The organism is Corynebacterium gallinarum, from assembly GCF_014837045.1.
GTDB classification, from domain to species: Bacteria; Actinomycetota; Actinomycetes; order Mycobacteriales; family Mycobacteriaceae; genus Corynebacterium; species Corynebacterium gallinarum.
Genome location: NZ_JACSPR010000003.1, coordinates 12,770 through 26,052, shown reverse-complemented (window position 1 = coordinate 26,052; position 13,283 = coordinate 12,770). Strand labels below are relative to the sequence as shown.

The window sequence follows — 13,283 nt, the reverse complement described above, 5'->3', positions numbered from 1 at the left end:
AAGCTGTGCTTTCCGAAAGTCACCATATCGACGCTTTCGATTGCGCTTCGAAAGGTGTTTCGATATCGAAACCGAAGGCTCGAATGGCACCAGCGGTTTCGAAAGTATGGTGTTTCGATTTCGGATCACATTCGAAAGCTCTAGAGGTCTGTTGATCCCCTCATCATGGGCCTGCGCTGGTGGGGCAGGGTTGGTCGCGGAGACTGCGGGCAGGCGGTTGGGTAATGTCTGAGGAATGAACACCCAGCCAGCGAACGGAGCCAAACCCGACTCCGCGGAGGAACGACGCGCACGCATCGCCAAGGTCGTGCAGGAGCGTGGCAGCATCCGCGTCGTGGATCTGGTGGACCCTCTCGGGGTGTCCGAACCCACGCTGCGCAAGGACCTCACCATCCTGGAGAAGGAGGGGGTGTTGAAGCGCACCCACGGCGGTGCCATCGCCGTGGAGGGTGCGGTGCCTGAGGTGGGTGGCCAGCCCGTCGCCCCGGCAACACCACAGCCGGCCGCCCCGCAGGCGACGAAGGACGGGATCGCCCGCTACTGCCTGGACATGATCGAGGATGATTCCTCGGCGTTCTTCGACTCCGGGCCCACCATCGTCAGGATGGCCGAGCTCATGGACCAGCCCGCCAACATCCTCACCCACTCCATTCCGGTGATCCCCATCCTCGCGGAGAAACCCCGCATCCGGCACACCCTTCTCGGTGGCCAGTACCGGCCGCTGGGTCAATGTGTCACCGGGCCGATCACCATGATGGGACTGCGCCAGTTCACTGTCGACACCGCCTTCATCAGCGTCGTGGGTGTCACCGCCGATGGCGGTTACGTCACCGATGTCTCCGAGGCGGATATCAAGCGGGCCGCCATCGAGACCGCCCGGCGCGTGGTCATCCCCCTCGAGGGCCGCAAGGTGGGCCAGGTGGGGTTCTGCCACCTCGTGGGTCTGGAGCGTGTCGACGACATCGTCACCGACACCGTCAACCCCGACCTGCAGAAGTGGTGCACCGACAACGGGGTGCGGCTGCACACCGTGCGCTGATCCTAGGTGCCCTTGACGTTGACGATCTGGCGCAGTTTATGCCGGATGCTCACCAGATCGGTGGCATCGGCCATCACCTGGTCGATGTCCTTGTAGGCGTCCGGGATCTCATCGATCCACTCCTTGCCCGGGCGGTAGACGATGCCGGACATCCGGTTGTCCAGATCCTTCGCGGTGAAGGTCTTCTTGGCCTGGGTGCGTGACATGCGCCGGCCCGCACCGTGCGGGGCTGACCGGAGGGCCTCCCTATTGCCCTTGCCCTCCACCACGTAGGAGGCGGTGCCCATGGAGCCGGGGATCAGTGCCATGGTGCCCTCGTCGGCAAGCACCGCGCCCTTGCGGGTCAGCCAGACGGTCTCCCCGTAGTGCTCCTCCTCGACCGTGTAGTTGTGGTGGCAGTTGATGCGTTCGATCTCGCGGACGGGTGTGCCCACGAACCGGCCCAGCTGCCCGGCGAAGCGGTCCATCATCTCCTCGCGGTTGAGGAAGGCGAAGCGCTGCGCCCACTCCAGTTCGCGCAGGTAGTCGTTGAACTCCCGGGTGCCCTCGGTGAGGTAGGCCAGATCCCGGTCGGGCAGGTCCTCCCCGGCGCAGGCGTCGCGGGCGATGCGGATGTGTTTCTGGGCGATCTTGTTGCCCACCCCGCGGGATCCGGAGTGGAGGAACATCCAGACGCGGTCCTCCTCATCCAGGCACAGTTCGATGAAGTGGTTGCCTCCACCGAGGGACCCCAGCTGCTGCTTCCACTTCGGGGAGTGGGACAGATCCACATCGTTTTTCTCCGCGAGTGCCTCCAGCTCCCCGATCTTCACCAGGGCGGAATCCTCCAGTGCGCCCTTGTTGTAATTACCCGGGGACAGTGGGATGGCGCGTTCGAGGGAATCCCGCAGCCGGGTCAGATCGCGGCCCTCCAGATCGGAGGCGGTGAACTGGGTGCGCACGCCGATCATGCCGCAGCCGATGTCCACACCGACCGCCGCGGGGATGATCGCCCCCTTCGTGCCGAAGACGGTGCCCACCGAGGACCCCAGCCCGTAGTGGGCATCGGGCATGAGGGCGACATGCGGGTAGATGAACGGCATGGTGGCGGTGGCCTTCGCCTGGTTGAGTGCGGCCTCCTCCAGGACGGAGGCGAAGGAGATGACATCGGTGGTCATGGGTGACACTGGTCCTTTCTCGGTGGAACATGATAGACAAAGGCCCCCGCGGGTGGGTGCTGATCTGGCACGTACCTGCGGGGGCCTCGGGGTGGGGCGTGGGGCGCTGGGGTTTTTACAACAACTCCCGGCGCACAGGGAGGCAGGACGGTACGTGCCGATGTAATTGCTGAAGCAACTGATACGCACGCATCGTGTCTCCATCCTCCCTAAAGAACTCACCAACTAACTGTGACCGCCATCATGGCATGGAAAACCATGTGGGGCAATGGTGGGGCGGGGGTTGGGCGTCGATAAGCAGGTGCCACCTACCGCTGGCACTCCGGGCACCAGAAGAGGTTGCGGCCCTCCATCACCTGATCCCGGATCGGGGTGCCACACAGGTAGCACGGCTGGCCGGTGCGGCGGTAGGTGTAGACCTCGCCGCCGTGGTCGTCCTTGCGTGGCGCGCGGCCCATGGCCTCCGGGGTGTGTTCGTGGCGCACGGTGTCGATGCGTCCGGCGGTCACCCCCTCCTTCATCAGGCCCACCAGGTCGGCCCAGATGGAGGTGAACTGCGCGTCGGTGATCTCGCGTCCGGGTGTGAACGGTGAGATGCCCAGGCGGAAGAGGGTCTCGGCGCGGTAGATGTTGCCCACCCCGGCGAAGAGTTTCTGATCCATGAGCAGGGAGCCGATGCTGCGGCCCGAGCGCTGCACCTTGCACCGGATGGGCTCCGGGTCGGCATCGTCACGGATCGGGTCGGCGCCGAGCTTGCCGATCGCGATATCGCGTTCCTCATCGGTGATGAGGCGACACCACTGGGGGCCACGCAGGTTGGCGGCCACCGTACCGTCGGAGATGTGCAGACGGATCTGCCCGCGGGTCTCCTCCACCGGTTCGAACTGGAGGGTGCCGATCAGACCCAGGTGGATGTAGATGATGTGCTCGGGGTGATCCACGTCGAAGTCAATGAACAGATGCTTGCCGTGGGCATCGGCGCGCAGCAGCCGGCTCTGGTCCACGATCGCCGCTTCCCTGGCGAAGCGTCCCTGGGGGGAGGTAATGTCGAGCGCAGGCCCCCGGCCGGAGTTCCCGAACCTCTGGGTGAGCTCCCCGGCGAGACGGTGGATAACATGTCCTTCAGGCATGGATTCCACCCTATCCAGTGCCGATGCCCCCGCGAAAATGAGGGGAACGAGGGGACATGCGGATGGTGGATACTGTCCCAGTGAATCCAGCTTCACCTGTGATTAATTAGTTTAGGCTAAGATTCAGTGACAATTGATAAATTCTTAGTATAATGGGTGTCATGAGTAACTACACAGTCCCAGGAATCAATGACACCGACGCCAAGCAGCTTATTGATGGACTGCAGGAGCGTCTCACCGATTACAACGATCTCCACCTCATCCTCAAGCACGTCCACTGGAACGTTGTCGGCCCTAACTTCATCGCCGTCCACGAGATGATCGACCCCCAGGTCGACCTCGTCCGCGGTTACGCCGATGAGGTCGCAGAGCGCATCTCCACCCTCGGCGGTGAGCCGATCGGCACCCCGGCCGGCCACGTGGACAACCGCACCCCCCTCGAATACGAGAAGAACCGCGGCACCACCCTGGACCACCTCGCCGCACTGGACAAGGTCTACGTCCAGGTGCTTGAGCGTCTGCGCGAATCCCTCGCCCAGGCCGGCGACGTTGACCCCGTCACCGAGGACATCTACATCGCCCAGGCCGCTGAACTGGAGAAGTTCCAGTGGTTCATGCGTGCACACCTCGATGACGGTTCCGGTGACATCACGCGGTAACCGCATCCCGTAACGCCGGCAACGCCGATCCCCGCCCCAGGGGGTCGGCGTTTCGTCGTCGTCATGCTCCCTGAGCGCGTCCCGAGCGCACCCCGTGCGCGGATGTCCGTGTTGAGGGGCTCAGGGGTAGAGTCGAGGCGTCAAGATAACAAGCAGATCCAACTGGGGAGTAGACGCAATGCGCACCGGATTCGACCGTGACCTCTACGTCAGGATGCAGTCGCAGCACATCAACGAGAGGCGCGAGCAGATCGGTGGCAAGCTGTATCTGGAGATGGGCGGCAAACTCTTCGACGACCTGCACGCCTCCCGGGTACTGCCCGGTTTCACCCCGGATAACAAGATCGCCATGCTGGAGCAGCTCAAGGATGAGCTCGAGATCCTGGTCACCATCAACGGCAAGGACCTGCAGCGCAACAAGACCCGCGCGGACCTCGACATCTCCTACGAGGATGATGTCCTGCGTCTGATCGATGTCTTCCGCGAGGCCGGGTTCCTCACCGAACATGTCGTGCTCACCCAGCTGGAGGATGACAACTACCAGGCCATCCAGTTCATCCAGCGCCTGGAACGCCTGGGCATCAAGGTCGCCCGCCACCGTGTGATCCCTGGCTACCCCACCGATGCCCGCCGGATCGTCAGCGAGGAGGGGTTCGGCCGCAACGAGTACGTGGAGACCACCCGCAACCTCGTGGTGGTCACCGCGCCGGGCCCGGGTTCCGGCAAGCTCGCGACCTGCCTCAGCCAGATCTACGGCGATCACCAGCGTGGTATCTCCTCAGGCTATGCCAAGTTCGAGACCTTCCCCATCTGGGACCTGCCGCTCGAGCACCCGGTCAACCTTGCCTATGAGGCCGCCACCGCGGACCTCGACGACATCAATGTCATCGACCCCTTCCACCTCACCGCCTACGGCGAGAAGGCCACCAGCTACAACCGCGATGTCGAGGTCTTCCCGCTGCTGAAGACCATGCTGGAGATGCTCAGTGGCTCCTCCCCCTACCAGTCCCCCACCGACATGGGCGTGAACCTGGTCGGCAGCGCCATCATCGACGACGAGGTGTGCCGCGAGGCCGCCCGCCAGGAGATCGTGCGCCGTTACTTCAAGGCGCTTGTCGACGAGCGCCGCGACGAACTCGACGACACCGTCTCCTCGCGGATCGCCATCGTCATGAGCAAGGCCGGCTGCTCGGTGGAGGACCGCACCATGGTGGCGCGCGCCCTCGAGCTCGAGAGCGAGACCGGTGCGCCGGCCTCGGCCATCCTGCTTGACGACGGCCGGATCGTCACCGGCAAGACCTCCGCCCTCCTGGGCTGCTCCGCAGCAATGCTGCTCAACGCCCTCAAGGAACTCGCCGGCATCGACCCGTCGGTGGATCTGCTCTCCCCGGAATCCATCGAACCGATCCAGACCCTCAAGACCGAACACCTCGGCTCCCGCAATCCCCGTCTGCACACCGATGAGGTGCTCATCGCGCTGTCGGTCTCCGCGGCGACCTCCGACAATGCGCGCCGGGCACTGGATGAATTGAAAAATCTCCGGGGTTGCGATGTCCACACCACCACGATCCTGGGATCGGTGGATGAGGGTATCTTCCGCAACCTCGGAGTGCTGGTTACCTCGGAGCCGAAGTACCAGCGTAAGGCGCTCTACCGCAAGCGCTAGCAGGCCTTATCCGTGGATGAAGGTCTCCAGGCGATCGCGGGCCTCGTCGTCGTCAAGCTGCTCCGGCGGGGACTTCATCAGGTAGGACGAGGCCGGCATGACCGGTCCGCCGATACCGCGGTCCATGGCGATCCGGCACGCGCGGATCGCGTCGATGATGATGCCCGCGGAGTTCGGGGAATCCCACACCTCGAGCTTGTACTCCAGGTTCAGTGGCACACCACCGAAGGCGGTGCCCTCCAGGCGGACGTAGGCCCACTTGCGGTCATCCAGCCACTCCACGTGATCGGAGGGGCCGATGTGGACGTTGCGGTCCGCCACCTTGCCGGCCAGCGGGCCCTCCTTCAGGTTGGAGGTCACGGCCTGGGTCTTGGAGATCTTCTTGGATTCCAGACGGTTGCGGTCGAGCATGTTCTTGAAGTCCATGTTGCCGCCCACGTTCAGCTGCATGGTGCGGTCAACGCGGACGCCGCGCTCCTCGAAGAGACGGGCCAGCACACGGTGGGTGATGGTGGCACCGACCTGGGACTTGATGTCATCACCGACGATGGGCAGACCGGCGTCGGTGAACTTCTGTGCCCACTCCGGATCGGAGGCGATGAAGACGGGCAGGGCGTTGACGAAACCACAGCCCGCATCCAGGGCCGCCTGGGCGTAGAACTTGTCCGCCTCCTCGGAACCGACCGGGAGGTAGGAGACCAGGACGTCCACGCGGGCATCCTTGAGTGCCTGGACGACGTCGACAGGCTCGGCGGTGGATTCCTCGATGGTGGCACGGTAGTGCTCACCCAGGCCATCCAGCGTGGGGCCGCGCTGCACGGTCACACCGGTGGTCGGGACATCGGCGATCTTGATGGTGCAGTTCTGGGATGCCTCGGTGGCGTCCGCGAGATCCACGCCGACCTTCTCCGCATCGACGTCGAACGCTGCCACGAACTCCAGATCGCCGACGTGGTAATCGCCGAACTTCACATGCATGAGGCCGGGGACCTTTTCATCCGCAGCGGCGTCACGGTAGTACTCCACACCCTGGATGAGGGAGGTCGCACAGTTACCAACACCGGCGATGGCGACCCGGATGGTGGAATCACTCATAGTCTTCAATTCTCCTTAAATCGAAAGGCGGCTACAGCCGCATAACCATCGACGCTACGTTCACATACCGCAGAAGTGGGATCCAGGCGCGAACATTATCGATCAAGAGGTTCAGTTGATCGATCAAGCATTCCCCCGTTCGCGGGTGGGTGGTCGTGGTGCGATCCCGGCTGCGTGATCCCGGGATGTCACCCGCGTTTTCGTGGTAGCTGCTACCGGGCAGTAGAATTTAACCCGTGTCTATCGGAAAAATTCTCCTCTACTACGCCTTCACCCCCCTGTCCGACCCGAAGGCGGTTCAGCTCTGGCAGCGCGATCTGTGCGAATCCCTGAACCTCCGCGGGCGCATCCTCATCTCTGAACACGGCATCAACGGCACCGTCGGTGGCGACATCAACGACTGCAAGGCCTACATCAAGAAAACCCGTGAATACCCCGGTTTCGCCACGATGGAATTCAAGTGGTCCGAGGGTGGCGCGGAGGACTTCCCCAAGCTGTCCGTCAAGGTCCGCGATGAGATCGTGGCATTCGGGGCACCGAATGAGATCAAGGTGGATGAGAACGGCATCATCGGCGGCGGTGTCCACCTCAAACCGGAGGAGGTAAACCAGCTCGTCGAGGAACGCGGTGACGAGGTGGTCTTCTTCGATGGCCGCAACGCCATGGAGGCCCAGATCGGCAAGTTCCGTGACGCCGTGGTGCCCGACGTTGACACCACCCACGACTTCATCAAGGAGATCGAATCCGGCAAGTATGACGATCTGAAGGACAAACCGGTGGTGACCTACTGCACCGGCGGCATCCGCTGCGAGGTCCTCAGCTCCCTGATGATCAACCGTGGTTTCCAGGAGGTCTACCAGATCGACGGCGGCATCGTCCGCTACGGCGAACAGTTCGGCAACCGGGGTCTGTGGGAGGGTTCCCTCTACGTCTTCGACAAGCGCATGCACATGGAATTCGGTGAGGACTACAAACGCCTCGGCCACTGCATCCACTGCGAGACACCCACCAACAAATTCGAGCACTGCGTCAATGAGGACGAATGCCGCCAGCTCGTGCTCATGTGCCCGGACTGCTACGCCAACGTGGAAACCCGCCACTGCGGGCAGGACGACTGCATCGAGATCGCCGCGGATCTCGCCGCCCGCGGGGTGGACCCACTGGTGACGCAGTAGCGGTGTGAAACCGGAACCCCGGGGCCGGGATTTCAGGTAGGTTACAGGGCATGAGCATCGTGAAGATCAATGCAATTTCCGTCCCCGAGGGAGCCGGCCCCGAGCTGGAGAAGCGTTTCGCCGCACGCAAGCAGGCGATCGATTCCCAGCCGGGCTTCGAGGGCTTCCAGCTGCTGCGCCCCGTCGCCGGTGAGGACCGCTACTTCGTGGTCACCCGCTGGGCCGATGAGGAATCCTACAACGCCTGGCGCGACGCCGAGATGGCATCCGGCACGCACGGTGGGGGCGCCCATGGTGGCCAGGGTGCGCACGGCGCTCACGGTGGTGACCGCAAGCCCGTCGCCAGCGGTGCCACCCTGCTCGAGTTCGAGGTTGTGCTCGACTCCCTGGAGCCCTAACCCGCCACACCGGTGGTGCGCATGACAAAGACCCGGGGGAATCCCCCGGGTCTTTCTCTTACCTGTGTGCCAGTAGGATCCTAGTCACCCAGGATGGCCATCGGCAGCACCGAGGTGGCCCACAACATGCTGAAGGGGATGAGGACCCACAGCACACCCATCCAGGCGCGCCACCGGATGAAGTTGCGGTACTTGTCATAGAGGATCCAGGCACAACCGAGCATGCCGCCGAAGGCGATCAGGCTGGTGGAGATGGGCCACCACAGCTGGGCTGCCCGGGAACAGATCCACGTCGCCTCCCCGGCATCACACAGCGGCCCACCCATAAGCCGCGCGACCCACGCCAACAGGAAGGCGGATACGAACGTCACGATCGGCACCGCCGCCAGGTAGATCAGTGCCTGACGGGATGACTGCTCATTCTTGCGCTGCTGCTCGAGGGGATCGGGGATCCTGTTCACATCCGAGAAGTCATTGGCGAAGGTGGGGCGCAGATTGGCGTAGTCCGCCTCCTCGCTGAACACATTCTCCGGGTGATCCGGGTTGAGCGGATTCTTCTTTTTCTTACTCATGGGGATGTCCTCCTGTTAGGACAAGACGTTAGTCCCAACTCTGCTGCCAAGCCAGTATCGCGTTACTGACCAGGGTGGATGATGGTGGGTACCGGGGAGTTCCGGATGATCTCCATGGTTTCAGTGCCCACGAAAACCCTCGAGATGGTGTCTGCTCTGCGCGAACCGAGACACAACAGATCACCCTTCTTCCACTTGAGCGCGTTGATGGCCCCGTTCCATCCCCAGCCGGAACCGATCTCACTGGTCACCACCAGTGAGGGATGGATGGCAAGAACCTCATCGCGTGCACCGTCGAGCATGGCCAGGGAATGCTCCCGCCATTCACTGGACAACAGCGAGGGCAGGTCGAGGCTGTCGGAGGCGGAACCGTCCGCGATGCCCGCGGAGGAGAAGGAGAGGATGCGCAACGGCACACCCCAGGCGGAAGCCAGCTCCGCGGCGTACATCAGGCCCCGGTCATGCGCGTTCCCATTCTCACTGGTGAATGCATAGTTGACGCGGGTGACACCCTTCTTGGACAACTTGACACCCCTGGGCACCAACCCGAGGGGCACCGGTGAGGAGTGCAGGAGCGCATCGGCGGTGGACCCGGCGAGGAAACGTCCCTTCGGGGCCGTCGCAGCGGACCCGAGCAGAATCAGATCGGCGTTGAAATCCTCGGCGGCGTGGGTCAGCAGCACCGATTCCGAGGGGCCGTCGGCGAAGGTTGAAACCGTGGCATCCCAGTGGGATTTATCCACATCGGCGCGTTTCAATGCCTTGATGGTGCGTGATTCGTATCGGGATTCCAGGTTCTGGAACCATTTCTTATATTTGCCACCGAGTTTGCTCACAGACGATGACGGCCACGGGCGGGTGAATGTGGTCACACCCCTGACCCGGATGTCAGTGGTTCGCGACAGCCACGCGGCGAACTCGAAGACAGCGGCGTTTTGTTCACCGGGATTTCCATCAGGATCATTCTCCGGGCGGCAGGATACGAGTACACGCAGGGTGGTGTTCATTAACTTCCGGGGTTGAGTTGCAGAAACTTTAGGAGGAGCTGGCTGGCTCTCTCCAGTTACCGTACACCTCAGCCAGTTCGTTGATGATATCGACCAGCTCCCCGGTCCGCTCCAACTTCTCCTGCGGTAGCAGCTTCAACATCTCCGCCATCTGGGCATCTCGTTCCTTGTTCACCCGCTCCAGTTCCCGGGCACCGTGTTCGGTGAGTTGAACCTGTACACCGCGACGGTCTTTGGTGTCGCGGATGCGCTCGACCAGCTTGAGCTGTTCCAGGTGATGGAGCGCATTGGAGGCCGTGGGCATCCGGATGTCCTCCAGTTCGGCGATCCTGCTGATGCGAGACGGTCCGTGTTCGGCCAGGCGACTGAGGACGGTCAGCTGCGGCCCGGACAGATCAGAATGCGCGGATCGACGGAAATAGAGGACATACAGCTTAGTCAGTGCAGGTCGCACTCGGGCGGCGAGTTCCTCGGGGGTAGCATCAGTCATGTTATGCAGCTTAGCGACTAACCGGATTCTTTTCTGTACCGGAAACTAAATGCATCTATTACATCACTGTAGTTTTACAGTAATTTCACTGTACTTTTCCCACGGTTCCCCTGTGGTGCGGGCACACCGTTCCGGATGATGATGGTCTGCCTCTCGTTCCTCTTTCTTTCGCCCCTGCCGGGTCTACACTTGCCCGTGTGGTGAATTATCGAAATGAGATCAGTCACCAGTGGGCCAGGAGGCATGTGCTCCGGCAGTTCCGGGAGGGACAGGTGTCCAGGGAGACTATCTGCGATGCTGACTTCCTCCTTGTCACCGCCGGTCATTATCACGGTGAGCCCGCGGAGTACCCCTGCCCGGTCTGCGGTGGTGACAACCTGCGCATCGTGTTGTGGGTGTACGGCGAACAGATCGGCAAAGCCTCCGGATCCGCCCGCAACGAAGAGGAAATCAGGAAATTGGTAGACAATGGGCGGGAATGCACCGTCCATACCGTCGAAGTGTGCCCGGACTGCAAATGGAATCACCTGCTCAAGGCGGAAACCGCCTCGGCCAGGTGATTCTCAGATTCCGGCGAACACCCGACAGGGCAGTATCCTCTACACCGACCCCCTCAGATAACCACTTGATCTGATTGAACGGACATATCAGTTGACGAACAACAACACATCCCCGGCCAGGCCCGCCTCCGGGAAACGACGGGCCAAGAACCGTCGCACCCTGCGCAACAGCATCATCGGTGTCCTCATCGCCATGATCGCGATCCCGGCGCTGGTCTTCATGACCGCGTACATCGTGGTTGACGTGCCGGAGCCTGAGGAACTTGTCACTCCGCAGGTATCCCAGATCTACGCCGCCGACGGTGAAACCGAACTGGCGCGGATCGTCCCACCCGAAGGCAACCGTCAGATGGTGAGCCTGGATGAGGTGCCGGAGTCGGTGCGTAATGCCGTCATGGCAGCCGAGGACCGCGAGTTCTACACCAACCCGGGTTTCTCCATCACCGGTTACGCCCGTGCGGCACTGGGTGTGATCACCGGTAACTCCTCCGCCGGTGGTGGATCCACCATCACCCAGCAGTATGTGAAGAAGGCGGTGGTCGGTGATGAACGCTCGGTCATCCGTAAGGCCAAGGAACTGGTCTATTCCGCCAAGATGGCCAATGAGTGGTCCAAGGATGAGGTGCTGCAGGCCTACCTGAATACCGTGTACTTCGGTCGTAACGCCTACGGTGTGCAGGCTGCCGCCCATGCCTACTTCGATAAGCCCGTCAGCGAACTCTCCCCCGAGGAGGGAGCAGTCCTGGCAGCTAGCATCCAGCTGCCGAGCGCCCTGGAACCGTGGACCAACCGTGAGGCAGCGGAATCACGGTGGAACTACGTCCTGGACGGCATGGTGGATATCGGTGCCATCACCCCGGAGTACCGTGCGCAGGCGCAGTACCCCGAGACCACCGATCCCTCCCTCAACCGTGCCTACACCGAGGCGACCGGCACCAACGGACTGATCAAGAACAACGTGATGACCGAACTGGCGTCGGTGGGTATCACCGAGCAGGACGTGCAGAACCGTGGCCTGCAGATCACCACCACCATCGATCCGGTGGCCCAGCAGGGTGCCGTCGATGCGGTACGCGAACAGTACGAAACCCACGGCGAGGAGATCCGGGCCGCGGTCGTGTCCATCGATCCGGACAACGGTGCTGTCCGTGCCTACTACGGTGGCGAGGACGCGGGAGGCTGGGACTACGCCAACTCCCCGCTCCAGACCGGTTCCACCTTCAAGATCTTCGGTCTTGCCGCCGCGCTGCAGCAGGGCATCCCACTGTCCCAGGGGTACAGCTCCGATCCGGTGACCTCCGGTGATGCGACCATCAGCAACGTCAATGGTTCCGGTTGTGGCTACTGCTCCATTGAAGAGGCCCTGAAGCATTCCTACAACACCAGCTTCATCCGTCTGCAGCAGGATCTCGAGAACGGTCCCCAGGACACCGCCGACATGGCGCATGCACTGGGTGTCGCTCGTTCCCTGCCGGGTATCCCGAAGACCCTCACGGAAAACGGTGAGACCCCCTACGAGGGCATCATCCTCGGACAGTACTCATCCCGCCCCATTGACATGGCGTCGGCCATGGCCACCATCGCCAATGTGGGCATCTGGCACCGTCCGCACTTCGTCGAGAAGGTCGAGACCCTGTCGGGTGAGATCCTGTACGAGGCTGAGGAGAGCGAAGGTGAGCGCCGGGCCTCGGAGAAGGTGATGACCAACCTCCTCGATGCCATGGCCCCGATCGCCGCGTACTCCAACTACAACAACCTTGCCGGCGGTCGCCCGTCGGCAGCCAAGACCGGCACCACCCAGCTGGGTGACACGGGCTACAACAAGGATGCCTGGATGGTCGGTGCGACCCCGCAACTCGCCACCGCCGTCTGGGTAGGAACCGTGGAGAACACCCCCCTGTTCAACGAATGGGGAGGCAACATGTACGGCTCCCTCGCCCCCTCGGTGATCTGGAAGAACACCATGGACACCGCCCTGGAGGATGAGGACATCGAGGAGTTCCCCACCTCGCGTCCATTGGGTTACGGCAACTCCCCGTCCTATAACTACTGGGCTCCCTCCACCCCGTCCTACGGCGGTGGAACCGGAACTGGAACAGGTACAGGAACCGGCACGGGTACCGATGGCACCGATGACACCGCCTCTGTTGCTCCTACCGTTCCCGACCAGGCACCCGCACCCGGGGATGCACAGTCACCCGCCCCGGCCCCGGAGGCACCAGCCCCCGAGGCCCCGGCTGAGGGCACCGGCGACATTGAGCTCGCGCCGGGCATCGTTATCCCAGGAGACCTGCTCAACCTGGGTTAGAATCACAGGCAGACTCCGCCCACCCGG

The 13,283-nt window shown here is 62.6% G+C and carries 13 protein-coding genes; 7 read left to right on the top strand and 6 right to left on the bottom strand.

Annotated elements, in window-relative coordinates; translation table 11 throughout:
- Nucleotides 1-235 precede the first annotated feature (235 nt).
- Nucleotides 236-1,039, top strand: coding sequence for a DeoR/GlpR family DNA-binding transcription regulator (locus H9627_RS04860; RefSeq protein WP_191732900.1), 804 nt, complete (start codon nt 236-238; stop codon nt 1,037-1,039).
- Nucleotides 1,040-1,041: 2 nt separating this feature from the next.
- On the opposite strand, the gene H9627_RS04855 is transcribed toward H9627_RS04860, so the two are convergent.
- Nucleotides 1,042-2,196: an RtcB family protein gene (locus H9627_RS04855; protein ID WP_191732899.1), complete on the bottom strand. Its 1,155-nt coding sequence runs from the start codon at nt 2,194-2,196 to the stop codon at nt 1,042-1,044.
- Nucleotides 2,197-2,504: 308 nt separating this feature from the next.
- A complete protein-coding gene (locus tag H9627_RS04850) occupies nt 2,505-3,326 on the bottom strand; it encodes an Fpg/Nei family DNA glycosylase (protein WP_191732898.1) in 822 nt (273 codons plus the stop codon).
- Nucleotides 3,327-3,487: 161 nt separating this feature from the next.
- Here H9627_RS04850 and H9627_RS04845 point away from each other — a divergent pair, with 161 nt between their 5' ends.
- Nucleotides 3,488-3,985: a Dps family protein gene (locus H9627_RS04845; protein ID WP_191732897.1), complete on the top strand. Its 498-nt coding sequence runs from the start codon at nt 3,488-3,490 to the stop codon at nt 3,983-3,985.
- A gap of 178 nt (nt 3,986-4,163) precedes the next feature.
- Nucleotides 4,164-5,651 carry a DUF1846 domain-containing protein gene (locus H9627_RS04840; RefSeq protein WP_191732896.1) on the top strand — a complete coding sequence of 496 codons (1,488 nt, stop codon included), beginning with the start codon at nt 4,164-4,166 and terminating at the stop codon, nt 5,649-5,651.
- Nucleotides 5,652-5,657: 6 nt separating this feature from the next.
- Here H9627_RS04840 and H9627_RS04835 read toward each other — a convergent pair whose 3' ends face one another.
- The gene (locus H9627_RS04835; protein ID WP_191732895.1) at nt 5,658-6,746 is read right to left on the bottom strand and encodes an inositol-3-phosphate synthase; all 1,089 of its coding nucleotides are present in this window, start codon (nt 6,744-6,746) and stop codon (nt 5,658-5,660) included.
- A 236-nt stretch (nt 6,747-6,982) separates the two neighbouring features.
- On the opposite strand from H9627_RS04835, the gene trhO reads away from it, so the two are divergent.
- Nucleotides 6,983-7,921: an oxygen-dependent tRNA uridine(34) hydroxylase TrhO gene (gene trhO, locus H9627_RS04830; protein WP_191732894.1), complete on the top strand. Its 939-nt coding sequence runs from the start codon at nt 6,983-6,985 to the stop codon at nt 7,919-7,921.
- A 50-nt stretch (nt 7,922-7,971) separates the two neighbouring features.
- Nucleotides 7,972-8,319 (top strand): antibiotic biosynthesis monooxygenase family protein, encoded by a 348-nt coding sequence (locus H9627_RS04825; RefSeq protein ID WP_191732893.1) that lies wholly within the window; start codon nt 7,972-7,974, stop codon nt 8,317-8,319.
- An 80-nt stretch (nt 8,320-8,399) separates the two neighbouring features.
- Here H9627_RS04825 and H9627_RS04820 read toward each other — a convergent pair whose 3' ends face one another.
- From H9627_RS04820 to H9627_RS04810, 3 genes are all read right to left on the bottom strand, one after another.
- Entirely contained in the window at nt 8,400-8,891 is a 492-nt protein-coding gene (locus tag H9627_RS04820) for a hypothetical protein (protein WP_191732892.1), read from the bottom strand.
- 62 nt (nt 8,892-8,953) lie between these two features.
- Nucleotides 8,954-9,898: a universal stress protein gene (locus H9627_RS04815; RefSeq protein WP_191732891.1), complete on the bottom strand. Its 945-nt coding sequence runs from the start codon at nt 9,896-9,898 to the stop codon at nt 8,954-8,956.
- A 28-nt stretch (nt 9,899-9,926) separates the two neighbouring features.
- A complete protein-coding gene (locus H9627_RS04810; RefSeq protein WP_191732890.1) occupies nt 9,927-10,388 on the bottom strand; it encodes a MarR family winged helix-turn-helix transcriptional regulator in 462 nt (153 codons plus the stop codon).
- A gap of 197 nt (nt 10,389-10,585) precedes the next feature.
- Here H9627_RS04810 and H9627_RS04805 point away from each other — a divergent pair, with 197 nt between their 5' ends.
- Nucleotides 10,586-10,948, top strand: a complete 363-nt coding sequence (locus H9627_RS04805; RefSeq protein ID WP_191732889.1) for a DUF5318 family protein — start codon at nt 10,586-10,588, stop codon at nt 10,946-10,948.
- 91 nt (nt 10,949-11,039) lie between these two features.
- Nucleotides 11,040-13,256 (top strand): transglycosylase domain-containing protein, encoded by a 2,217-nt coding sequence (locus H9627_RS04800; RefSeq protein WP_191732888.1) that lies wholly within the window; start codon nt 11,040-11,042, stop codon nt 13,254-13,256.
- Nucleotides 13,257-13,283: the final 27 nt, after the last annotated feature.

Bases quoted from the DNA above. Each gene is read 5' to 3' on its own strand.
- H9627_RS04860 (WP_191732900.1), top strand. From the start codon at position 236: ATGAACACCCAGCCAGCGAACGGAGCCAAACCCGACTCCGCGGAGGAA.
- H9627_RS04825 (WP_191732893.1), top strand. From the start codon at position 7,972: ATGAGCATCGTGAAGATCAATGCAATTTCCGTCCCCGAGGGAGCCGGC.
- H9627_RS04820 (WP_191732892.1), bottom strand. From the start codon at position 8,891: ATGAGTAAGAAAAAGAAGAATCCGCTCAACCCGGATCACCCGGAGAAT.
- H9627_RS04845 (WP_191732897.1), top strand. From the start codon at position 3,488: ATGAGTAACTACACAGTCCCAGGAATCAATGACACCGACGCCAAGCAG.
- H9627_RS04815 (WP_191732891.1), bottom strand. From the start codon at position 9,898: ATGAACACCACCCTGCGTGTACTCGTATCCTGCCGCCCGGAGAATGAT.
- H9627_RS04850 (WP_191732898.1), bottom strand. From the start codon at position 3,326: ATGCCTGAAGGACATGTTATCCACCGTCTCGCCGGGGAGCTCACCCAG.
- H9627_RS04835 (WP_191732895.1), bottom strand. From the start codon at position 6,746: ATGAGTGATTCCACCATCCGGGTCGCCATCGCCGGTGTTGGTAACTGT.
- H9627_RS04810 (WP_191732890.1), bottom strand. From the start codon at position 10,388: ATGACTGATGCTACCCCCGAGGAACTCGCCGCCCGAGTGCGACCTGCA.
- H9627_RS04855 (WP_191732899.1), bottom strand. From the start codon at position 2,196: ATGACCACCGATGTCATCTCCTTCGCCTCCGTCCTGGAGGAGGCCGCA.
- H9627_RS04840 (WP_191732896.1), top strand. From the start codon at position 4,164: ATGCGCACCGGATTCGACCGTGACCTCTACGTCAGGATGCAGTCGCAG.